General features: G+C 70.6%; 18 protein-coding genes. 12 read left to right on the plus strand and 6 right to left on the minus strand.

Going from position 1 to position 22,264, the window contains the following annotated elements:
* The first annotated feature begins 146 nt into the window (after window positions 1-146).
* The 3 genes from BKK80_RS10685 (at window position 147) to BKK80_RS10695 (ending at window position 2,831) form a co-directional block, all read left to right on the plus strand.
* Window positions 147-1,175 carry a glycosyltransferase family 9 protein gene (locus tag BKK80_RS10685; RefSeq protein WP_071012598.1) on the plus strand — a complete coding sequence of 343 codons (1,029 nt, stop codon included), beginning with the start codon at window positions 147-149 and terminating at the stop codon, window positions 1,173-1,175.
* Between the two features lie 162 nt (window positions 1,176-1,337).
* Window positions 1,338-1,814 carry an FAD synthase family protein gene (locus BKK80_RS10690; protein ID WP_071069352.1) on the plus strand — a complete coding sequence of 159 codons (477 nt, stop codon included), beginning with the start codon at window positions 1,338-1,340 and terminating at the stop codon, window positions 1,812-1,814.
* 12 nt (window positions 1,815-1,826) lie between these two features.
* On the plus strand, window positions 1,827-2,831 hold the full coding sequence (locus BKK80_RS10695; RefSeq protein ID WP_157903201.1) for a hypothetical protein: 1,005 nt from the start codon (window positions 1,827-1,829) through the stop codon (window positions 2,829-2,831).
* 65 nt (window positions 2,832-2,896) lie between these two features.
* On the opposite strand, the gene BKK80_RS10700 is transcribed toward BKK80_RS10695, so the two are convergent.
* Window positions 2,897-3,970, minus strand: a complete 1,074-nt coding sequence (locus tag BKK80_RS10700; protein ID WP_071069356.1) for a hypothetical protein — start codon at window positions 3,968-3,970, stop codon at window positions 2,897-2,899.
* 152 nt (window positions 3,971-4,122) lie between these two features.
* A complete protein-coding gene (locus tag BKK80_RS10705; protein ID WP_236903659.1) occupies window positions 4,123-6,906 on the minus strand; it encodes an autotransporter outer membrane beta-barrel domain-containing protein in 2,784 nt (927 codons plus the stop codon).
* Between the two features lie 309 nt (window positions 6,907-7,215).
* On the opposite strand from BKK80_RS10705, the gene BKK80_RS10710 reads away from it, so the two are divergent.
* Entirely contained in the window at window positions 7,216-8,100 is an 885-nt protein-coding gene (locus BKK80_RS10710; protein ID WP_236903660.1) for a PIN domain-containing protein, read from the plus strand.
* A 258-nt stretch (window positions 8,101-8,358) separates the two neighbouring features.
* On the opposite strand, the gene BKK80_RS10715 is transcribed toward BKK80_RS10710, so the two are convergent.
* Window positions 8,359-9,303 (minus strand): LysR family transcriptional regulator, encoded by a 945-nt coding sequence (locus BKK80_RS10715; protein ID WP_231907897.1) that lies wholly within the window; start codon window positions 9,301-9,303, stop codon window positions 8,359-8,361.
* A 91-nt stretch (window positions 9,304-9,394) separates the two neighbouring features.
* Here BKK80_RS10715 and BKK80_RS10720 point away from each other — a divergent pair, with 91 nt between their 5' ends.
* Together BKK80_RS10720 and BKK80_RS10725 are read left to right on the plus strand one after the other, a co-directional pair.
* Window positions 9,395-10,399 carry a Bug family tripartite tricarboxylate transporter substrate binding protein gene (locus BKK80_RS10720; RefSeq protein WP_071069359.1) on the plus strand — a complete coding sequence of 335 codons (1,005 nt, stop codon included), beginning with the start codon at window positions 9,395-9,397 and terminating at the stop codon, window positions 10,397-10,399.
* A gap of 7 nt (window positions 10,400-10,406) precedes the next feature.
* Window positions 10,407-11,537 (plus strand): CoA transferase, encoded by a 1,131-nt coding sequence (locus BKK80_RS10725; protein WP_071069361.1) that lies wholly within the window; start codon window positions 10,407-10,409, stop codon window positions 11,535-11,537.
* Between the two features lie 127 nt (window positions 11,538-11,664).
* On the opposite strand, the gene BKK80_RS10730 is transcribed toward BKK80_RS10725, so the two are convergent.
* Window positions 11,665-12,462, minus strand: coding sequence for an AraC family transcriptional regulator (locus tag BKK80_RS10730; RefSeq protein ID WP_071069363.1), 798 nt, complete (start codon window positions 12,460-12,462; stop codon window positions 11,665-11,667).
* Window positions 12,463-12,779: 317 nt separating this feature from the next.
* On the opposite strand from BKK80_RS10730, the gene BKK80_RS10735 reads away from it, so the two are divergent.
* The 3 genes from BKK80_RS10735 (at window position 12,780) to BKK80_RS10745 (ending at window position 16,603) form a co-directional block, all read left to right on the plus strand.
* On the plus strand, window positions 12,780-14,459 hold the full coding sequence (locus tag BKK80_RS10735; protein ID WP_071069365.1) for a 2-isopropylmalate synthase: 1,680 nt from the start codon (window positions 12,780-12,782) through the stop codon (window positions 14,457-14,459).
* A 179-nt stretch (window positions 14,460-14,638) separates the two neighbouring features.
* Window positions 14,639-15,451: an AraC family transcriptional regulator gene (locus BKK80_RS10740; RefSeq protein WP_071069367.1), complete on the plus strand. Its 813-nt coding sequence runs from the start codon at window positions 14,639-14,641 to the stop codon at window positions 15,449-15,451.
* A 117-nt stretch (window positions 15,452-15,568) separates the two neighbouring features.
* Complete coding sequence (locus BKK80_RS10745; protein ID WP_071069369.1) at window positions 15,569-16,603, plus strand: alpha/beta hydrolase family protein; 1,035 nt, start codon at window positions 15,569-15,571, stop codon at window positions 16,601-16,603.
* Window positions 16,604-16,876: 273 nt separating this feature from the next.
* On the opposite strand, the gene BKK80_RS10750 is transcribed toward BKK80_RS10745, so the two are convergent.
* Window positions 16,877-17,971, minus strand: coding sequence for an LLM class flavin-dependent oxidoreductase (locus tag BKK80_RS10750; protein WP_071069371.1), 1,095 nt, complete (start codon window positions 17,969-17,971; stop codon window positions 16,877-16,879).
* A 201-nt stretch (window positions 17,972-18,172) separates the two neighbouring features.
* Complete coding sequence (locus BKK80_RS10755) at window positions 18,173-19,009, minus strand: hypothetical protein (protein WP_071069373.1); 837 nt, start codon at window positions 19,007-19,009, stop codon at window positions 18,173-18,175.
* 330 nt (window positions 19,010-19,339) lie between these two features.
* Between BKK80_RS10755 and cydP the strand changes: the two genes are divergently transcribed.
* Genes cydP through cydB form a run of 3 tightly spaced genes read left to right on the plus strand, consistent with a single transcriptional unit; the run spans window position 19,340 to window position 22,198 of the window.
* Window positions 19,340-19,492 carry a cytochrome oxidase putative small subunit CydP gene (cydP, locus tag BKK80_RS37020; protein ID WP_335582875.1) on the plus strand — a complete coding sequence of 51 codons (153 nt, stop codon included), beginning with the start codon at window positions 19,340-19,342 and terminating at the stop codon, window positions 19,490-19,492.
* Window positions 19,489-21,045 (plus strand): cytochrome ubiquinol oxidase subunit I, encoded by a 1,557-nt coding sequence (locus tag BKK80_RS10760; RefSeq protein WP_071069375.1) that lies wholly within the window; start codon window positions 19,489-19,491, stop codon window positions 21,043-21,045. The genes cydP and BKK80_RS10760 overlap by 4 nt, the downstream gene beginning before the upstream one ends.
* Before the next feature lie 10 nt (window positions 21,046-21,055).
* Window positions 21,056-22,198, plus strand: coding sequence for a cytochrome d ubiquinol oxidase subunit II (gene cydB, locus BKK80_RS10765; protein ID WP_071012623.1), 1,143 nt, complete (start codon window positions 21,056-21,058; stop codon window positions 22,196-22,198).
* Window positions 22,199-22,264: the final 66 nt, after the last annotated feature.

Below are 22,264 nucleotides of genomic sequence, written 5' to 3' on the forward strand. Positions count from 1 at the left end.
ATTCAGACAAGTCCTCGTCAGATGTCAGCCATTTGCCGCGAACGCGCGTTGTCAGGTTCCGGATGCATTTGCCGTTACCCTGGGTGTCCCTCCCGCCGAGCGCGCAGCGGCAATGATGCGCCAGAACTCAAAGCGAACTCTCTCCGATGAAGAAGATCCTGGTCGCCAGGCTCGATTTCCTGGGCGACATGGTGTGCACCACGCCTCTGCTGCGCGCCCTCAAGCAGAAATGGCCGCAGGCCGAGATCCACGTGCTGGCCAACCGCTACAACCGCCAGGTCCTGGACCGCAATCCGGACGTCAGCCGTGTCCACACCTATGTCTTCAGCCGCCAGCGCAGCCAGAACGAGCGCAGCGGCCGCTTCGCCTCCATCGTCGACCGGCTGGCGCTGATCCATCGCCTCCGGCGCCAGCGCTTCGACCTGGCCATCGTGCCGAACGGCGCCCAGCACACCAGCACCATCAAGTTCATCCGGCTGCTGGGCATCCGCGACTGCCGCTGGCACACCAAGGAAACGGGCTTCGATGACCGCCGCCCCGGCGACCTGGCCAAGGTCCGCCTGCAGCACGAAGCCCTGTCCGGCTTCGCCCTGCTGCCGGAACTGGGACCGGTGGCGGCTGGTGAACTGCGGCCCGTGGTCTATCCGGATCCGGCCCAGGTCGAGGCCATGCGGGCCCGGCTGCCCGCAGGGCAGAAGCCGAAGGCCGGCATGTTCGTCTCCAACAAGGCGCAGGAGCGGCGCTGGCCGCTGCAGCGCTGGCAGGAACTGGCGGACCGCCTGCAGCCGCACTACGACGTGACCTTGTTCCGCGACCGGGCCGACCCGCACAGCGCCGAACCGGCCGCGTCCGCGCACTGCTGGCTGGCGCCGGCCGGCGTCGATGAACTGATCGGTGCCATGCGCCACCTCGACCTGGTCATCTCGGCCGACTCGGCGCCCGTCCACCTCGCTTCGGCACTGCGCATCCCGACCGTGGCCATGTTCGAGGCGCGTCCCGAGAAGTACCAGCGCTGGCATCCGCTGGGGGTGCCGCATGCCATCGTGCATGCGGGGCCGGCCATCGACACGATCGGTGTCGAGCAGATGCACGCGGCGGTGCGCTCGCTGCTGGACGCGGGCGCCGCAGCGGAGAATCCGCTCCCCGCCGGCGCGCCGGCCGCCGCGCTGGCCTGATCCGGATGGCATGCCGGGCGGCCAATCGCCCGGTCAGCGTGGTTTCCTGCCGCCAATTCGGGCCGTAGAACGGCCGTCCCCGGCCGTACAATCGGCGCCGACCCGACTCCCGACCTGGCCCGCACACGCTGCGCGGCCGGCGGCGCCACGCAGCCCAGCCATATGACAGCCACTTCGATCCCCGTCAGCACCGACCAGGGACTGCCCGCCCGCGGCCTGGCCGTCGGCGTCTTCGACCTGTTCCACGTCGGCCACCTGCGCTACCTGCAGTTCGCGCGGGCGCGCTGCCGTTCGCTGACCGCACTGGTCACGCGCGATGCCACCGTGCTGGCCAAGAAGGGCCGGCCGGCGGCGATGCCGGAACTGGAGCGGATGGAGATCCTGCGCGGGCTTGGCTGGCTGGACGAGGTGTCGCTGCAGCCGGGCAGCCTCGACGAGACCGAAGACGCGGTGCAGTGGCTGACCGCGCTGCGCGTCGACCATGTCTTCATCGGCGAGGACTGGCGCGACTCGGCGCGCTGGCAGCGGCTGGCGTCGCGCCTGGCCGCGCTGGGCATCGGCCTGACCTGGACCCCGCGCACGGAAACCGTCTCCACCACGGTGCTGCGCGAGCGCATCCGCGCAAGCTCGCATTCCTAGGCGGAGCGCAGGGTGCTGGCCAGGACTTCCTCGCGCCCCGTGTCGGCGGTGCTGCACGGACTCGGCCGCTTCGGCCTGCATCTGCTGCGCGCCTGGCTCGACCGGCCGGATGGCGGCATCGACATCGTCGCCATCCAGGACGCCCACCACAGCCTGGCGTCCGCCGCGGCCCTGCTGCAGCAGGACGCCAAGGTCTCCTTCGCCGATTGCCGCATCGCTGCCGAGGACGGGGCCTTGCGCCTCGACCTGCCCGGCCGCCAGCCGCTGCGCCTGGCCTACTGGCATGGCCCGGCCGCCGGCTCGCCCTGGCTGGGCCGGGCCGACTGGTGGCTGGAATGCTCCGGCGATTTCGCCAGCGGCGAGGCGGCGCGCGCCTTCCTGCGCGGCCGGACGCGCCGCGTGATCGTCTCGGCCACCTGCCCGGGGGCCGACCAGACGCTGGTGTTCGGCTACAACCACGAGCACTTCGATCGCCGCGCCGCCGTCCTCTCCTATGGCTCCTGCACCGTCAACGCCTTCGTGCCGCTGGCCGCCTGGCTGCATGCCCGCTACGGCGTGGCGGAGGCCGAGGTCGGCGTCATCCACAATGTGCCGCCGCACCGGCTGGCGGGCCACCCGCACCCGGTGCGGCGGCCCTGCACCTTGCAGACCGAGGGGCCGCGGCTGTTGCCTTTCCTGGCGGCAGAGCGCTTTCACGTGGACTATGTGCTGATCCCGTACACCGGACCATCGTTGATCGACTTCCGCTTCGAACTCGCGCGCCCGGCCGCGGCGGCGGCATTGCTGGATGCCTTGCAGGCGGCCTGCAGCACCGGCCCGCTGCGCGGCCTGTACGCGCTCGAAGCCGGCACGCCGTCGACAGCGGCGCTGGCGCTGCGGCCGGAGTCCGCCGTGCTGTCGCGCCCGCTGGCGCGCCTGCACGGACGGCGCCTGGTGCTGCCGGCGGGCTTCGATAACGAGAATTCGGCGGTGCGCTACCTGGACCTGCTCGAGGCCGTCGCGCAACGCGGCGGCTAGCCGCCGCCGGCAATCTGCAAATCGCAGGTTCGTGGTTCGCGGTTCGCGGCGGGCAGCCCGCAGGCTCAGGCGCGCGCGGGCAGGGCCGCCAGCGCCGTCCGCAGGTGACCGGCGATGTGCAGCAGCAGGCCGTCTTCCGGGGTATGGCGCTCCAGCACCAGCCGGGTCAGGCGCAAGGCCTTCTCCCAATAGCCATTGAGCCAGGCGCCGGTGATGCGCGCGTAGGCGTACCACTGCGTCAGGGCCGAGAAGCCGAGCAGGTTGTGCGCGCCGATGATGGTGTCGAAGTCGGGGTCCGGCGTGCGCCAATCCTTGCCATAGAACGCCGCCAGCCAGGACTCCGCATGCGACAGGCGCCACACCGGGCCGGCCGGACCCTTGTGCGGCACGAGGTGGAGCGGGCCGGGGAAGCGCGTGACGCGCTGCCGGGCGGGCGGCGATCCGCCCGCGGTCCAGAAGCCGCCCAGCAGGCCGTTGCCGTCCGGCGCATCGCACAGGCCGCACAGGTCCAGCACCACCTCCAGCCGCGGGTGGGCGTAGCTGGCCAGGTTGTCGATGGCGAAACGCTGCGGCACCGGCTGCCAGCCGTGGCGCAGCAGGATCGCGCGCGCGGCCGGCAACTCCTGCACCGGCAGGCCCAGGTCGAGATCCTTGTCGAAAGGCAGCAGGCGGCCTTCGCGCACCAGCCCGAGCAGGGTGCCGGCGTGGGCAAAGGCGTGCACGCCGCCCGCCGCGAGTTGCGCCAGGGCCTCCCACAGCACGCCCTCGACGCGCGGATCCTCCAGCCGTCGTGCCGCCGGCGGCGGGTTGTAGACCAGGGGCGCCACGCACAGCGCATCGAGCGCCAGCCGTTGCGCCTGGGCGCCGGCCTCGATCTGCTGCTGGTGCAGCAGGGCGGTGCCGAGGAAATGGAGCCAGTACGGGCGCAGGGCAGGGTGGACCGCCGGTGCCGCCAGCAGGCTTTCGCAGGCGTGCCGTACCTCGGCCGCGTGGCCGAGTTCGAGGCCGAGCTGGCACCAGAGGCGGATATCGTCGGGCGCGATCGGTCCGCTTTGCCGCAAGCGTGCGGACAGGGTGGCGAAGCGCGCCGCGCCGGGATCGGTGCCCGCCGGCGCCGCGCTGTCGGGAGTAGCAGCCATGGGTGGAATTGTCGGTGGATTGCTCTGGCCAAGGCCAGCATCGCTCGCCGGCACGCGCGCGGCGGTGGCAGGAAACCGGGCGGTCCTGCGCTTGCCCCGCGCGTGCCGGCGCGACGTCATGGCGTCGTCGTCATGGCGTCATCCGCTTCGCATCAGAACGGCATGCGCAGCTTGAGCGAGGCGGTCTGGTTGGTGAAGCGGTCGCGAACCTCGGCATCGTAGCGGACACTGAACTCCATGGCCTTGCTGTTGACCAGCAGGAAGCCCACGCCGCCCCGCATCAGCCAGCGTGCCGGCGGCAGGCCGGGCGTGACGAACTGTCCGCCGCCGCCGACGAAGGCCGCCGTGACCGACGACCGGCTGGCGAGCGCATCGTAGCCGAGGCCCAGGTTCGCGGTGAACGAGGCCTTGTCGGTGATGGCCTGGTTCAGGCGGAAGTCGGTGGACAGGATCAGCTCGCGCGTCGAGTTCCTGCCGACCGCCAGGTTCAGCGCGTCGGCACCCGATTCGGTGTAGGCGGCGTCCTGGAAGAAGGTGTAGTCGGCACGCAGCGAGGGCGTCAGGGTGGTCTTCGAGGCCAGGTCGATGATGCGGCCGATGCCGATGCCGAAGTGGGTGTTCCAGCTGTCGTAGCTGGACGAGGCACGGTTGTTCAGGCCGCCGAAGGCGATGCTGCGCTGGCCCTGGTTGTGTCCGGTGCCGACGTCCGCCTGCACGCTGACGTCGGTGCGGGCATCGAGGCTGTAGCTGCCGTAGCCGATCAGGCGGTAGCCGTCGACACTGCCGCTCTGGCTGGCCGCCGCCGAATTGCCGTCGATGCGGCTGTGCATGTAGGAGAAGGCGGCGCCCACGCGGGTCTTGTCGCCGAGCGAGCGGTCGGCGCCGAGCAGCATGCCGTAGGTGCTGGCGCTGTAGCCCGATACGCCGTCGCGGTCGCCCTGCTTGGCCCAGGAACCCACCGGCTTGAACCAGAGCTGCTTGTCGGTGACGAAGTCATCGCCGGAGGAGAGGCCGCGGTTGGCTTCCTGGCGCGACTGGATCACCCGGTTGGTGGCGTGCATGGCCGCCGTATTGACGCTGGCCATGCCGCCGGTCAGCAGGGGCAGAGTCTGCTTGACGGCGTCGGACACGGCCTGCTCGGTCGGCAGCGTGCCCAGCGCGGTGATCACCGAGGCCATCGCCGCGGGCGCCGCGGCGCCCTGGGCGATCAGGGCGTCGAACACGCGCGCGGCCCCGAGCGCCGGCGTGTTCTGGTTGCTGAGCACACTGCTCACCACCGTGATGGCGTGGCCGGGCGCGGCCGGCGTGTCCGGGGTGGCATCGCCGCCGCCCGCCGGCGCGTCGGTGCACGAGGCGGCGCCGGAGCGCACGACGCACAGGTCGACCGCATTGCCGTTACGGGTGGCGAGGAAGTCGAACAGGGCGCTGTTGTCGGACACCGTCAGGGCGGGACCGGCGACCAGGCTGCCGGCCGAGAGCACGCTGCGCTGCACCGTGGTGCCGGCGACCAGGCTCGGCGCGCCGGCCACGTTGACCTGGAGCTTGTTGCTGGCCGACAGGTCCGCGGTGCCGGTCACCACCAGCTTGCCGTAGGAGCCGTCGTTGCCGATGCCGGTCTGGAACACGCCGCTGGCGGCCTGCACATAGTTGCCGTTGATGGTCGCCGTGGTGCCGGGTGCAACCGCGAGCGTGCCCGCGTTGGTGAGGCCGGCGGACACCGTGACCGGGTTGGCCATGTTGAACGTCGCGCCACCGGCGACGTTGAAACTGCCGACGTCGAAGCTGTTGGCCGAGGTGAAGGTGCCCTGGACGTTGACCACCGAGGCGCTGGCGCCATGCACCGCGCCGCTGATGGCGGCGCTGCTGCCTTGCAGGTTCAGGGTGGCATTGTTGAGTTCGACGGCGCCGTTCAGGGTGCCGCCGAGGTTGATGCCGTGGGTGACGGTGCTGGCCGGATCGATGTAGATGGCGGTGGCAGCATTGATGGTGCCGCCGGCCGGGATCGAGATCGCGTCCACGGTGCTGCCGACCAGGTTGATGCCGACCGCGCGGCCGTTGGCCGACGAGGCGGAGATCGTGCCGTTGTTGGTGATGGCGCCCGTGACCGTGCTGTTCTCGATATCGATGCCGTAGGCCGTGCCGCTGGTCGGCGGGAAAGGGACGATTGCCGCGCCGGCCCCGCCGGTCGCGGTGATGCTGCCGTCGTTCTGGATCGAGCCGACGGTACTGCCGGAGCCGACACGGATACCGGCGGCAAGGCCGCCCGGGGCAGGCACCATCGCCGGGGCGGCGGCGCCGCCGCTTGCCGAGATGGCGCTGGCGGCACCCTGGTTGCTCAGGCTGTCGACGCTGGCGGACTGGATATCGATGCCGATGCCTTGCCCGCCCGCTCCGCCCCCGGTGATGCCGGCCGCGCCGGCGCCGCCGGTGGCGGAGATCGAGCCACCGTTGGTCATGGTTCCCACGTGCCCGTTGCTCAGCGCGATGCCGGTAGCGTTGCCGCCGGCGTACCCGATCGGCATCGGTGCGGGCAAAGCCGCGCCGCCGGTCGCGCTGATCACGCCGCCGGCTTCGTTGGTCAGGGTGGTCACCACGGGCATGCTCGCGCTTTGCCCGCTGAGGCTGATGCCCACCGCGGCGCCGCCGGGACCGCCGACAACCGCGCTGCCGGTGCTCTGGATCGTGCCCTGGTTGTCGATCAGGGTCACGGCCGGGCCCAGCGACAGGCTGGCCACCACGGCGGGGCCGCCCGCGACGCTGATCAGGCCGCCGGGAGCCAGCACGCTGAGGCTGGTGCCGGAATAGACGTAGCAGGTACTGTTGTACGTGCCCGACAGGGTCGGGACGCAACTGATGGTGGCCGATGCCGGCGCCGCGGCGAGCGCGCCGCATGCACCGACGGCGAGCAGGACGGCGGTGGTCGTGGCGCGCGGCACGGAAGGCGGCAGGTGGGAGGCGGCCGTCCGTGCGGAGAGGGGGCGGGCGCCAGTTTGCGGGTTGTGGTGCAGGTTCAGAATTCGATGGCGATGGGATCGCATGCTTGCGGGTCCTGTAGGATGCGCGTGCCGCGCCTGGCTCGGCGCAAGGTCGGTGCGCTACACTGCGGCCGCGTCCCGCGGGCTGCCGCCACGGACGCGGGTCTTGTGGTTCGTTCTTGTGGTTTGTTCTTGTTCGTTGTTCCTGGTCGTTTTTCAGCAGTCGGGCTGGTCCCCTGTCACCATCCGCTCCGGCGCGGAATCCTCACGATGCATGGCACTCTTCGCGGCCTGGCCGCCTGCACCTGCGCGGCGGCGTCTCGCTTCCGGATACGGTTCCTTGTCCTGCTGGCTGCGCTCCCCCTGCTGGCTTGTACGAATTTCTCTCCCGACGCCCGCCGCGCCAGCGCCGACGCCATGGCGCTGGCGCACGGCTGGCGCCCGCTGCGGCTGGCCACGCGCGAGTTCGTGCTGGCGGCCTATGCCCCGTCTCCGGCCCGGCCGGGCGAGACCCTGGCCGTCTATATCGAAGGGGACGGCCTGGCCTGGCTCAGCCCCTCCCGTCCTTCCGACGACCCGACCCCGCTGCGTCCGCTCGCGCTCGAACTGGCGCTGCGGCACGACCGCGGCACGGCCGTCTACCTGGCGCGGCCGTGCCAGTACGTCGAGGCAGCGGAGCGCCGAGGCTGCGAACCCGCCTTCTGGACGGACCGGCGTTTCGCCGACGCCGTGGTCGCCGCTACCAGCGAGGCTATCGATGCCTTGATGCAACGCTTGCAGGCGCGCCGTCTCGTGCTGGTCGGCTATTCCGGCGGCGGCGCCGTGGCTGCGCTGGTGGCCGCCCGCCGCCACGACGTCGTGCGCCTGGTGACCGTTGCCGGCAACCTCGCGCCACGCCAGTGGGCGCAGCAGCACGAACTGGCACCGCTGACGGGATCGCTCGATCCCGGCGACGCCTGGCGCGCGCTGCAGGACATCCCGCAATACCACCTGGTTGGCGCCGAGGACAGCAACGTCACGCCCGAGCTCGCGGCCGCCTTCGCGGCGCGCTTCCCGGCCGGCAAGCGGCCGCCGGTCGAGGTCGTGGAAGGCGCTACGCACACCTGCTGCTGGGCCGACAAATGGCCCGCGCTGCTGCCGCAGGCCGTGCCCTGACGCGGCCGCCGCCCTGGCCCCAGGTCTTCTTTCCCATACATTGCTGACAGGAGCGATTTACGGCCGGCCGGCGCCTTTCTTGAGAGGCGCTGCGGGAGGCGTCGGCGCTCAGCCGATGCCGGTATGCGGCCCGCTGCCGAGTGTGCGCAAGAGATGTGATGGGAAAGGAGCCCGGCGTGAGGCGCCGGGCCAGCCTTCAGCAGCCGTGAGCGTGGGGTATGGAGTGAGGGGCCGATTGCTGCGGCATGCGGTCCGGGATCAGGGACTTCCCACTTCCGCCAGTGCCTTGGCAAGCAAGGTGACGGCCGGGGATGCCGCCGGATCCCGGTGGGTGATGAACACCATGCGGCCGGAGGCGAATGGTGTGCGCAGGCGTACCTTGCACACCAGCGACATCGCGCTGTAGTGCGACACGGCGCTGTCCGGCGCCACGGCCAGGAAGCCGCTCGCGGCCACCATCGACAGGCTGCTGTGGAATGAAATCGATTCGATATGCGGCACCGGCGGCAACTGTCCGCTGTCGAGAAACGGCTGTTCGAATATTTCCCGCGTATGGGTGCCGCGCGGCGGCAGTATCCATGGACTGTCACGCAGCGCCGGCAGGCTCACGTCGCGGCGCCTGGCCAGCGGATGGTCCGGGGCACAGGCGATCGCCAGGTGCTCGTCCCACAGTGGCATGATGCGCAGCCGCTCCAGGGACTGCCCGGCATGGCCGGCTTCCAGCCGCCCCACCACGCAGTCGAGCTCGCCCCCGGCGAGCATGCCGAGCAGTCCGCTGACGGTGTGTTCCCGCAGCTGCAGCCGCGGCAGGATGCCTTGCCGGCTCAGCGAGGCGACCAGCTTCGGGAGGACATTGACCCCGACCAGCGGCAGTACGCCCATCCTGACCAGCGGGACTTCCGGCCGCTCCGCCAGTGCTTCCCTGGCGATATCCAGCGCGCCCAGCGCGATGCGCAGGCGCTCGAGGGCGCGCTCGCCAGCCGGGCTCAGGCGGCCGCCGCGGGTGGTGCGTTCGATCAGCGTGCAAGCGAAGGCCTGTTCCAGCTCCTGGAGCATCTTGGTCACCGCCGGCTGGCTGATGTGCATCCGCTCGGCGGCCGCGGTCAGCGAACCCGTGTGCGCCACCAGGTCCAGCAGCCGCAGATGGCGGATGCGCAGGCGGTCGAGCCGTTGAGGCAGGGCGGTGGGCGAAGTCTTTGCCATAACCAGCTGTGATGGATTCATCAGAACTGGATAATTGTCCTGAATATCCGGGCGACGCGACAATCGGGCGAAACCATAGAGGAGACCTGAGATGCCTGCATCGACCCGCCGTGCGCGTCGCCGGATGCTGAGGACCCTGCTGATGCTGCCCGTCGCGGCAGCGTCAGGCCTGCCGGCCTTTGCCCTGGCCGCGCAGGACTATCCCACCCGCCCGATCCGGCTGGTGGTTCCCTACGCCCCCGGCGGCGGCCCGGATATCCAGGCGCGCAAGCTCGCCGAGGTGCTGGGCAGGGAACTGGGCCAGCCTGTCGTCGTCGAGAACAAGGTCGGCGCGGGAGGGATCCTTGCCGCCGAATCCGTGGCACAGCAGCCGGCGGACGGCTATACCTTGCTGCTGGGCGCCTCGACCCACGTCGCGCAGAAGCTGTTGCAGCCGGGGGTCAAGTTCGATCCCGCCGCATTCACCCATGTGACGCGCATCGGTATCGCCCCGGCCGTGCTCGTGGTCAGCAGCCATTCGCCATATCGCAAGGTGGCCGACCTGGTGGCCGCCGCACGGCGCTTCCCCGGCACGCTCAACTACGCGTCGGGCGGCATCGGCTCGGCTGCGCATATCTCGGGCGCGGCGTTCGCGTCGGCGAGCGGCATCGACGTGGTGCACATCCCTTACAAGGGCTCGGTGGAAATCGTCCCGTCGCTGATCAAGGGCGATACCCAGTTCGGCTTTCCCGTGGCGACCACCGCGCTGCCGCAGATCGCCAATGGCAAGGTGCGGGCGCTCGCCGTGACCTCGGCGCAGCGGCTGGCCACGCTGCCCCAGGTCCCCACGCTGAATGAAGCGCTCGGCCGCACCGGCCTGGCGCTGGACGCATGGAGCGGCATCTGGGCTCCGCCGAACCTGCCCAGGCCTTTGGTGGCGCGCCTGCATGCCGCCTTGCTCAAGGCGCTCGCGGATCCCGGGCTGCGACGCTTCTATGCCGAGACGGGGTCGCTCGTCGAGCCGAGCCCGACCCCGGAGGACTTCTCCCGCCTGGTCACCGAGGAAACCGCCAGGATGCGGCAGGTGATCGACAAGAACCACATCACGATCGAATGAGGCTGCCATGCGAAACACCTGCGCTACCCCGTCCACCGAAGCCTCGGCATTCGCGCCGCTCGCCGGCCTGCGCGTCGTCGATTTCTCGCACGTCATCGCCGGCCCTTTTGCCACCTTCCTGCTGTCCCGGCTCGGCGCCGATGTCACCAAGATCGAAAACGCCAATGGCGGCGACGTCATGCGCCGCGCCGGTGGCAGCCGCGACGGCTTCGTCGCGCTGAACGCCGGCAAGTCCTCGCTGGCCCTCGATCTCTCCAGCGAAGACGGACGGCGCCGGGCGCGCGAGCTGGCCGCCTCCTGCCACGTCTTTGTCGACAACCTGCGGCCGGGCGTGCTCGAACGCTTCGGCCTGGGCTTCGAGGCCGTGCGCGAACGCAACCCGCGCGTGGTCTACTGCAGCATCTCCGGCTTCGGGCGCGGCGCGAAGGCATGGCAGAAGCGCCCCGCCTACGATCATGTGGTGCAGGCCGCCACCGGCATGGCCTTCATGGCGGGCAACGAGGGCGATCCGCCGATCAAGACCGGCTTCCCGGTGATCGATTCCGCCACCGGCCTGCTGGCCGCCTTTGCCATCCTCGCCGGCGTGCGCGAAAGCGAGCGCACCGGGCGCGGCATGCTGCTCGATATCTCCATGGCCGGCGCCGGCATGCAATTGATGTACCCCATGACCTGCGCTGCGCTCACGCACGGCACCACGCCACCCCGGCAGGGAAACCAGGGCTACTCGGGCAGCCCCTCCGCCGACTTCTTCCGCACGCGCGATGGCTGGCTCGCCATCGGCGCGAACACGCCACGGCAGCTGCTGGCCTTGCTGGAGGCACTGGGCCTGGCTCATCTGGCAAAGGATCCGGCCTTGTTCAACCCGCCGCTGGACGGCGGCGCATTGCCTGCCTTCGTGCGCTCGCTGGACCCGGCGGCGCTGAAGGCCGCGCTGTCGGCGGTGCTCGCCGATGCCGATGCCGCGGAACTGGAGGCGCGGCTCAGCGCCAGCGGCGTCCCCGCCTCGCGCTTGCGCGATATTGCCGAGTTCGCGGCCGAATCGATGGCGAACGGCAGCCTCGAAACGGTCGCGCTGCAAGACGGCGACACCACGGTGGTATCGCCGGGGCTCGGCTTCCGGGTGCGCACCGGCGAGTAGTCGATTGCCCCGGCGCAAGCGCAGCCGGGCGCCGGTGCGTTTCGAATGACGCGGCGGACGGCGTCTCCCCCGCGCCAGCATGTGGCGCGAGGCCCGTCCAGGCGGGGCGGGCAGCCCTGGCCGGCGTTCAGCCGGCCGGCAGGAACCTGGAAGGCGGCATGCCGAACTGCTTGCGGAAAGCGAGCGTGAAGGCGCTATGGCTCTCGTAGCCGCAGCGCAGCGCGACCGGCAGGATCGGCTCGCCGCGCAGCAGGTGATCGAGCGCGAGCAGCAGCCGGGCCTGCTGCCGCCAGCGGCCGAAGCTCAGCCCGGTGTGCCTGTGGAAATGGCGGTGGAAGGTCTTCTCGCTCATCGCCAGCGAGGCGGCCCAGTCGGCGGCGTGGAAAGGGTGCGCCGGATTGCCGCTCAGCTCGGCGCAGATCGCGGCGATGCGCGCATCGGCCGGCCACGGCAGGTGGAAGGGCAGCGCCTGCGGGCGCCGCAGTTCCTCCCGCAGCAGGGCCGCCAGCAACCTGCCGCGCCGCGTGGCGCAGACCTCCAGGCCGAGGTGGGCAATCTCCGAGATCAGTTCCCGCAGCAAGGGCGAGACGTGGATCACGCATTCCGCCGCGGGCAGGCCGCCGGCGGCATCGGCGGCGACGAAGACGCTGCGCACGCGGACCGGGCCGCGCATCAGCAAGCGGTGTTCGACGTCCGGTCCCAGCCAGACCGCCGTGGTGGGCGGCACCACCCAGCGGCCGGTCGCGGCCTCCACCACCATCACGCCTTCCACCGCGTAGACCAGCTGGCAGCGGGCGTGGCGGTGGAAGGGCGTCTCGGCGCCCGCCGGATAGTCGGCCGCGACCCCGGTGAGCGGGGAGGAGGCCGCATCGTACAGGGCCGGATCGAACGATACGGCGGCGAGGTTCGGGGCGGCTGCGGTCATGCCGTCGCGTCGGTCCGTTCAGGACTGTCCATTTTCATACAGCAATTGTCGCTCTCGATGGAGAAAGTCAGCGGCGGCCATCGTACACTTGCCGTATCCGCTTTTCCAGAACCCTGCCTTTTCCGTCATGCGCGCTTTCCGGCTACTACGCAATGTGCTGCCGCACCTGCCCCTACATCGGGGTCTGGGCGCGCACGTGCGCGCCATGACCGGTCCTGATTCCCCCTGACCCCGATCTCGAACAGCTTGCTGCAAGCAGGGGAATCAGGACAGACCCGTCCAACCTGCATTCCCTGCATTTCCTGTTCGAGATCCCCATGCTTGCTCAACCGCATACCAAGTACCGTCCGTTCCCGGCCGTCGACCTGAGCGACCGCCAGTGGCCGTCGCGCACCATCACCCGGGCCCCCGCCTGGCTCTCCACCGACCTGCGCGATGGCAACCAGGCCCTGTTCGAACCGATGAACCGCGAACGCAAGCTGCGCCTGTTCGAGGAACTGGTGCGCATCGGCTTCAAGGAGATCGAGCTCGGCTTCCCCGCGGCCTCGCAGACCGACTTCGACATCGTGCGCGGCCTGGTCGACGGCGGGCGCATTCCGGCCGACGTCACGCCGATGGTGATCACGCAGCTGCGCGAGGACCTGATCCGCGAGACGGTGCGCAGCGTGGCCGGCGCGCGCCGGGCCATCGTGCATTTCTACAACGCCATCGCGCCGGCCTGGCGCGAGATCGTGTTCGGCATGAGCGTGCCGCAGATCGTCGCCATGGTGGAGCACCACGTGCGCCTGTTCAAGGCGTTGACCGCCGCGCACCCGGAAACCGAGTGGGTGCTGCAGTACTCGCCGGAAACGTTCTGCATGGCCGAACTGGAGGTCTCGCTGGAGGTCTGCAATGCGGCCATCGCCGCCTGGGACGCCGGTCCCGGCCGGCCGATGATCATCAACCTGCCGACCACGGTCGAGGTGTCCACGCCGAACGTCTTCGCCGACCAGATCGAGTGGATGCACCGGCGCCTGGACCGGCGCGAGCATCTCGTGCTGTCGGTCCACCCCCATAACGACCGCGGCACCGGCGTGGCCTGCGCGGAGCTGGCACTGATGGCCGGCGCCGACCGCGTCGAGGGCTGCCTGTTCGGCAACGGTGAGCGCAGCGGCAACCTGGATCTTGTCACCCTGGCCCTCAACCTGTACACCCAGGGCGTCCCGCCCGGGCTCGACTTCTCGGATATCGCCGGGGTGGCGCGCATCGTCGAGGCCTGCACCGCGCTGCCGATCCATCCGCGCCACCCCTATGTCGGCGACCTGGTCTTCACCGCCTTCTCCGGCTCGCACCAGGACGCCATCGCCAAGGGCTTCGCCGCGCAGGATCCGCACGGCATCTGGCGCGTGCCCTACCTGCCGATCGATCCCAAGGACCTGGGCCGCACCTACGACAGCATCGTGCGCGTCAACAGCCAGTCGGGCAAGGGCGGCATCGCCTACCTGCTGGAGCGCGACCGCGGCATCGCCATGCCGCGCCGCATGCAGGTGGAGTTCAGCGCCGTGGTGCAGCGCCACGCGGACGCCAGCGAGACCGAGCTGAGCAGCGAGGACATCTGGAAGCTGTTCGTGGCCACCTACCAGGCGCCGCTGGAGCAGGGCGCCTACCGCTATCTCTCGCACGCGCTGCACGCCGCGCCGGCGGGCAACCGCATCGAACTGCGGCTCGCCGAGGGCGGAGATGGCCCGGCGGTGGCCCTGTCCGGCGAGGGCAACGGCCCCATCGACGCCGCCGTGGCCGCGCTGCCGGCGCCGGTGCGCATCGACCACTACGAGCAGCATGCGCTCGGCTCGGGCGCCGATGCCCGCGCGATCGCCATCGTGGAGATGGCGAGCCCGGACGTGGCCGGCAGCCGCTTCGGCGTCGGCATCCACGAGAGCACTACCACGGCGTCGGTGCTGGCCACGCTGTGCGCCTTCAACCGGCTGCACAACCGGCTGCAGCCAGGGCAGGACTGACGCCGGCCTGGCCGGGACGTAGCGGTGGCCTGACGGCGGCACCCAGGCCGTACCACGGCTGCACCATGGCAGGGGAGGGCGGGGCGGCGCCCTCCCGGCCTTCGCGAAACTGCTGCCACCACCGCAACTCAGCAAGCCCGGCTAAGTCCGGTGCGGGCCGCCGTGCCATACTCGGCGCCATGAATCCAGCCCGCCCGGAAGACGTCTATCGCGAGCGCATCGCCCGCGTGCTCGCCGCGATCGTGCGCGCGCCGATGGACCCGCATCGGCTCGAAGACCTCGCTGCACTGGCGCATTTCTCGCCGTTCCATTTCCACCGCATCTACCGCAGCGTGACCGGCGAAACCGTCGCCGCCACCATCCGCCGCCTGCGCCTGGCGTGCGCCTCCCGCGCGCTCGGCCTGGGACGGCGCCCGGTCACGGCGGTGGCGCTGGAGGCAGGCTACGACAGCCCGCAGGCATTCTCGCGGGCTTTCCGCAGCTATGCCGGCACCTCGCCGCGGGCCTTCCGCGACAAGCTGGCCGGCTATGGCGGCACGGTGCCGTCGGTGCGCCTGGAGACGGTGGCGCCGCAGGACCTGTGCGCGCTGCCGCACCACGGCCCGCCCGCCACCATCCCCCACACGCACCGCCGCCTGCGCCGGCTGCTCGGCGCGCGCGAGGCGGCCGCCTGGCTGGGCCTGTCCTATGGCGACGCCGAGGCGCCGCCCGGTTTCCGCTACTACGTCGCCGCGGGCGGACTCGCCGGACCGCCGCCGGCACCGACCGAGGCGCTGGCGCTGCCGGGCGGCCTCTATGCGGTGCACCGGCTGGTGGGCCCCTACACGCAGATCGACGCCACCATCACCGCGCTGTACGGGCTCTGGCTGCCCGGCAGCGGCTATGAGCCCGACCACCGGCCGACGCTGGAGCGCTACCTGTCGAGGCCGCAGGACACCCCGCCGCAGGCGCGCGTGACCGAGCTGATGATCCCGCTGCGTGCGCTGGCATGACGCCTGGCGCCTGACGCAGCGCCGCGGCGCCGATCCCGCTGATGCCTTTGCCTTTGCTTCTTCTTGTCTTCTCCGACCGTGAGTTCCGCTTCGACTGCCATGTCCATGCCTATGCCCATGTCCCCGATCCGCCGGCATCTTCTCCGCCTCTGCCTCGGCCTTGCCGTGCTGTGCGTCCTCGCGTCACCGGCGCGCGCCGCCGGCCTGCGCTGGTTCGAGGTGCCCGCCGATGCCGCCGGCCCGGCCTTGCAGGGTGCCCTGTGGTATCCCTGCGCGCAGCCCGCCGCGCCGCTGACGCTGGCGCCGCTGGTCATCCAGGCGGTCAAGGACTGTCCGCTGCGCGGCGAGCACCTGCCCTGGATCGTCATCTCGCACGGCACCGGTGGCTCCCGCCTCGGCCACCACGACACCGCCGCGGCGCTGGCCGACGCCGGCTTCGTGGTGGCGGCCATCGATCATCCGGGCGACAACTACCGGGACACCAGCGCGCAGCTCCGCCTGTCTTCCTTCCTCACGCGTCCGCAGGACCTGCGGCGGCTGATCGATTACCTGAGCGGACAGTGGGAGGAGCGCGGCCGCCTCGATGTGCCGGCGCTCGGCCTGTTCGGTTTTTCGCGCGGCGGCTACACCGGCCTGGTGGCGCTGGGTGCGGTGCCGGACTTCCGGCTCGGCCAGGCGTTCTGTGCCGAGCGCCCCGGCCTGCCGTTCTGCCGGGAGATGGAGCGCCCCGTGCCGGCGCCGCCCGATGCCGGCGGGCGTATCCGTGCCGCGGTGATCGTCGATCCGGTCGCGCTGTTCACGCCGGCCGGGCTGCGCGGCGTCACGGTGCCGATCCAGCTGTGGTCCTCGGCCCTGGGCGGCGACGGCGTGACGCCGGCCGGCGTGGCCGGCATCCGCGATGGCCTGCCGACCGCGCCCGAGTTCCATCTCGCCGCCGGTTCCGGGCACTTCAGCTTCCTCGCCCCGTGCGCCCCTGCCCAGGCCGGGGCCATGCCGGAACTCTGCCGCGACGGCGCCGGTTTCGACCGCGCGGCCTTCCACCGCGCCTTCAACGCCGAGGTGGTGCGCTTCTTCCGCACGCAGCTGATGCCGGCCGGCAAGCGAGGCGCGACGGACAAGTCCGCCGGAGGTGGAGGAAGCGCGGGCGAATAGCGGTAGACGAGGGGTAGACGAGGGGTACGGCGGGGCCGGGGGGTGAGGGCAGGCGCTGGCTGACCGTGGCGGGTGGATTCACACCATCGGCTTCGTCTCTGTGCTCGCGTGCTGGACTACACCGTTGGCTTCGCTTGGGTGTGGCGCCTTGCTGAACCACCCCTCTCCCCAACCCACTCCCCGTGCGGGGAGAGGGAGCCAAGACCGTGTGCCTGGCGATTGGTGTTGGCGCATCCCGTCGGCTTCGGCAAGCGCGTTGGGCTTCGGGCCGGCTCAGGCGGCGCGCGCCGCCGGGGCGGCGCCGGCGCGCCGGGCCACCAGTTCGCGCACGCGCGGAATCAGTTCGCGCCCGTAGTCGACGGCATCTTCCAGCGGATCGAAGCCGCGGATCAGGAAGGTGGTGACGCCGAGGTCGTAGTAGGCCAGCAGCGCCTCGGCCACCTGTTCGGGCGTGCCGACCAGGCCGGTGGAGTTGGAGCGGCCCCCGGTCTCCCGCGCGACCGCGGTCCACAGGCGCTGGTCGACACGGTCGCCCCGCTCGGCGGCCGCCAGCAGGCGGCGCGCGCCTTCGCTCTGCAGCGGGCCGCCGCGGCCCTGGCCCAGTTGCGCGCGCAGCGCGCGGGTGCGTTCGAGAATGCTGTCGGCACGCGCCCAGGCCTTGGCCTCGGTCGCCGCCAGCACGGGCCGCAAGGACACCGAGAAACGCACCGTGCGGCCATGCTGCGCGGCCGCCTGGCGCACGCGCGTGGTCAGCTCGCGCACCTGTTCCAGCGATTCGCCCCACAGGGCATAGACGTCGGCGTGCTTGCCGGCGACCGCGATGGCTGCCTCCGAGGCGCCGCCGAAATAGACCGGAACGTGTGGCGCCTGGGCCGGCTTGACTTCCGAGAAGCCCTGGCGGAAGCGGTAGTAGCGGCCTTCATGGTCGAAGGGCCGGTCCTCGGTCCAGATGCGGCGCAGGATGCCGAGGTATTCGTCGGTGCGGGCATAGCGTTCGTCATGCCCGAGATAGTCGCCATCGCGCTGCTGCTCGTCGTCGGAGCCGCCGGAGATGAAGTGGACGCCGAGCCGGCCGCCGCTGAACTGGTCGAGCGTGGCGATCTGCCGCGCCGCGAGCGTGGGGGCGGTGAAGCCGGGCCGGTGCGCCAGCATGAAATGGATGCGCTCGGTGACCGCGGCCGCATACGAGACCGTCAGGGTGGCGGACGGGCCGGTGGAATGATGGGGAACGAGGATGCGGTCGAAGCCGGCCTGCTCATGGGCCCGGGCGAAGGCCCGCACATAATCGCGGTCCACCGCCGCGCCGGCGGCAGGGTGGATCTCGGACTGCTTGCGGCTCTGGATCATGCCGATGAAATCGACGCTCATGGGGTTCTCCGCAGGGAAGGGCGTCAGCCACCGCCGCTGCGGAGGCATGGCCAGGATGTCACTGCGAGGAGCGTACGCGAGCCCCGGTGCGGCGGGAACGAAGCAATCCGAGGCTCGATATGCGGCGGCCGGGCGGCTCGCCGGCGGAGGCGCGCAGTTGCGCCGTGGCCGGCGCATGCCCCAGGGGGAGCCGACAGCGGCTCAGGCCGTCTCCTTGAGCCCCACCGAGCGGGACGCCGAGGGCGGAAGGAACTGCGGAATGGCGGTGCCGATCATGCTGAAGATATCGCCGCGCAGCCCGCCATAGACGGTCTGGCCCGCCGGGCCGGCATAGGTCGCCGTGCCGTCCCGCATGGTGTGGGCACCTTGCATGAAGGCCAGGAAGCCGTTGGCGCTGCCGGGATCCCGCGACAGGTCGAGGCGGCTGCCGTCCGGCTGCATATAGGAAACCTGCGCCAGCAGCGTCGCGTGGGCCTGTCGGCCCAGCTTCTTGAACAGGTCCATGAAGCTCACCAGGCCGTCGGCCTGCTGGCTGACGGCGTCGAGCTGGGCAGCGGACAGCGGCTTGCCGTCGGCCTCGGCCCAGCTCGCATAGCCGGCCACCGCATCGTCGTGGAACGCCTGGGCGGCCTGCAAGAGCTCCTTGTTGCCATTGAGGAAGTCCTGCAGCCAGGCGCGATCGGCGTCGTCCAGGGTGTCCGACTTGACGACCAGGGAGCCGCGGCTGAGGGCGAAATCGAAGTGCGCATTGCCAAGATCCGGCCGCTGCTGCAGCAGCGACTGCATGGCGGGCACCAGGGCCTCGGCCATCTGCTCCGCGTCGCCGCCCATCTTCAAAGGCGCACCGAGGGCGCTCAGGTATCGATCGAGGCGAGAGTGGTCGTTGGGGTCGACCGCGCTCACGATGAGCGGCGACGCGGCATGCGCCGCCGATGACGGATCGGCCTGCGCGGCCGCGTTCGCTGCCTGGGCCAGGCTGGCGCCCGCATCGGATGCGGGCCATGCCGCGACGCCCGCGGCCTGGATGCTGAGGTTCATGTCTTCCCTGGGATTGTTCTTTCTGACTTTGCCTGTCGGTACTACGGCACTTCTTCGCGCGACTTGAGATCTGCACGCACCCCGCCGGGCACCGTAACGCGCACAGGACCGGCCCCCGCCCCGCCGAACGCCGTCTGCGGCAAATCGTCGCGATTCCCCCCATGCCGCGGGATAAAGGCTTTTTCTCTTGATTCGCATCAAGAGAGCGTTCGCCAGGCGGCCCATAGAATCCATGCGCCTGCCGACCGAGCCCATTCCCGCGGCGTCCGTGCGACCGGCGATGATTCGATCCGACCCCTTCCTTTCATGTCTTCTGGTAATCAACAATTGGTGCGCCATCTCGCCATCGCTGTCGCGGTGAAGCTGATGGCGCTGGCACTGCTTTGGTGGTGCTTCATCGACGGCCATCGTGTCGCCGTGGATGCGTCGCACGCCGCGGCGCACCTGGGAATGGCCTCGGCCGCGCAAGGGGGACAGCCATGATCTCCACGCACCTGGTCGACCTGTCCCGGTTGCAGTTCGCCGCCACCGCCATGTACCACTTCCTGTTCGTGCCGCTCACCCTGGGCATGGTCTGGCTGCTGGTCATCATGGAGAGCGTCTATGTGATGACCGGCAAGGTCATCTGGAAGGACATGACGCGCTTCTGGGGCAAGCTGTTCGGCATCAACTTCGCGCTCGGCGTCACCACCGGCATCACGCTCGAGTTCCAGTTCGGCACCAACTGGGCCTATTACTCCCACTACGTCGGCGACATCTTCGGCGCTCCGCTGGCCATCGAGGGCCTGATGGCCTTCTTCCTCGAATCCACCTTCATCGGCCTGTTCTTCTTCGGCTGGGACCGCCTCTCGCGCACCCAGCACCTGCTGGTCACCACCTTGATGGCGGTCGGCACCAACCTCTCCGCCCTGTGGATCCTGATCGCCAACGGCTGGATGCAGAATCCGGTCGGCGCCGCCTTCAACTGGCAGACCATGCGCATGGAGATGACCGACTTCTGGGCCGTGGTGTTCAACCCCGTGGCCCAGGCCAAGTTCGTGCACACGGTCTCGGCCGGCTACGTCACCGGCGCCATGTTCGTGCTGTCGGTCTCCAGCTGGTACCTGCTGCGCGGGCGCGACCTCGAGTTCGCCCGGCGCAGCTTCCGCGTGGCGGCAGCCTTCGGCCTGGCCAGCGTGTGCTCGGTGATCGTGCTCGGCGACGAGTCCGGCTACACCGTGGGCGAGGCCCAGCAGACCAAGATGGCCGCCATCGAGGCCATGTGGGAGACCGAGCCGGCGCCGGCCAGCTTCAACCTGGTGGCCGGCATCAACGAGGCCGCGCAGAAGAACGACTGGGCCATCGAGATCCCCTGGGTGATGGGCCTGATCGGCACGCGCTCGGTGACCAAGGAGATCCCGGGCATCCATGACATCAAGGTGCGCAACCGCGAGCGCATCCGCAACGGCATCCCGGCCGTGCTGGCGCTGGAGGCGCTGCGCGCCAACCCGGACGACGCCAGCGCGCGCCAGACCCTGGCAAGCCACCAGCAGGACCTGGGCTTCGGCCTGCTGCTGCGGAAATACACCACCGACGTGCGCCAGGCCACCCCGGCCATGATCGAGCAGGCGGTCAACGACACCGTGCCGCGCGTGTGGCCGATGTTCTGGGGCTTCCGCATCATGGTGGGCCTGGGCTTCCTGATGCTGGCGCTGTTCGGCCTGGCCTTCTGGACCACGCTGCGCCCGCAGCGGCTGGCGCCGCGCTGGCTGCTGCGCTGGGCGCTGTGCATGCTGCCCGCGCCCTGGATCGCCATCGAGCTGGGCTGGATCGTGGCCGAGTACGGGCGCCAGCCGTGGACCATCTACGGCGTGCTGCCCACCCACCTGAGCGTGTCCACGCTGAGCGTGCAGAGCCTGTACGGCTCGCTGGCCGGCTTCCTCGGCTTCTACACGCTGCTGCTGGTCGTCGAGGTCTACCTGATGGTGAAGTTCGCCCGCCAGGGCCCGGGCAGCCTCGGCACCGGCCGCTACCAGTTCGAGCCGAGCCACGCCTGAGGAGACCGCCATGCTTGACTATCCAACCCTGAAAATCATCTGGTGGCTGCTGGTGGGCGTGCTGTTGATCGGCTTCGCCATCATGGACGGCCACGACATGGGCGTGGGCACGCTGCTGCCCTTCGTCGGCCGCAGCGACGACGAGCGCCGCGTCATCATCAACACCGTGGGCCCGCACTGGGACGGCAACCAGGTCTGGTTCATCACCGGCGGCGGCGCCATCTTCGCCGCCTGGCCGCTGGTCTACGCCACCGCCTTCAGCGGCTTCTACTGGGCCATGCTGGCGGTGCTGTGGGCGCTGTTCTTCCGCCCGGTGGGCTTCGACTACCGCAGCAAGATCCACCATCCCACCTGGCGCAGCGCCTGGGACTGGGGCCTGTTCGTGGGCGGCGCGGTGCCCCCGCTGATCTTCGGCGTGGCCTTCGGCAACCTGCTGCAGGGCGTGCCCTTCCAGTTCGATGCCTTCATGGTCTCCACCTACACCGGCACCTTCTGGCAGCTGCTCAACCCCTTCGCGCTGCTGTGCGGGGTGCTGTCCAGCGCCATGATCACCATGCACGGCGGCATCTACCTGGCGCACCGCACCGAGGGCGAGGTGCAGCGCCGCGCCCGGCGCGCCGCCGCCTGGGCCGCGCTGGTGGCGGTGCTGGCCTTCCTGGCCGCCGGTGCCTGGCTGCGCTGGGGCGGCATCGACGGCTACGCCATCACCTCGGCCATCGATCCGGCCGCGCCGTCCAACCCGATGGCCAAGACCGTGGCGCGCAGCGCCGGGGCCTGGTGGGCCAACTACGGCAAGGTGCCGGCGCTGTGGCTGCTGCCCGCGCTGGGCGTGGCCGGCGCACTGGCCGGAGCCGCGCTGTCCGGGGCAGGGCGCACGCTGCTGGCCTTCGTCGCCTCGGCGCTGTCGCTGGCGGGCATCATCGGCACCGCCGGAGCGGCCATGTTCCCCTTCGTGATGCCGTCCTCCAGCCTGCCGCAGGCCAGCCTGACGATCTGGGACTGCGTGTCCAGCCACTTCACGCTGGGCCTGATGTTCTGGGTGGCGCTGATCTTCGTGCCCATCGTGGTCAGCTACACCGGCTGGGCCTACCGCGTGATGCGCGGCAAGGTCACCGCCGAGCATATCCGCGCCAACGAGCATTCGGCCTACTGATACGGACAGAGACAGCCAGACCCCTTCGCCCCGCGGACGCCACGACGGCGCCCGCGGGGCGTGGCC

This window comes from Cupriavidus malaysiensis (genome assembly GCF_001854325.1).
In the GTDB taxonomy this organism is placed as follows: Bacteria; Pseudomonadota; Gammaproteobacteria; order Burkholderiales; family Burkholderiaceae; genus Cupriavidus; species Cupriavidus malaysiensis.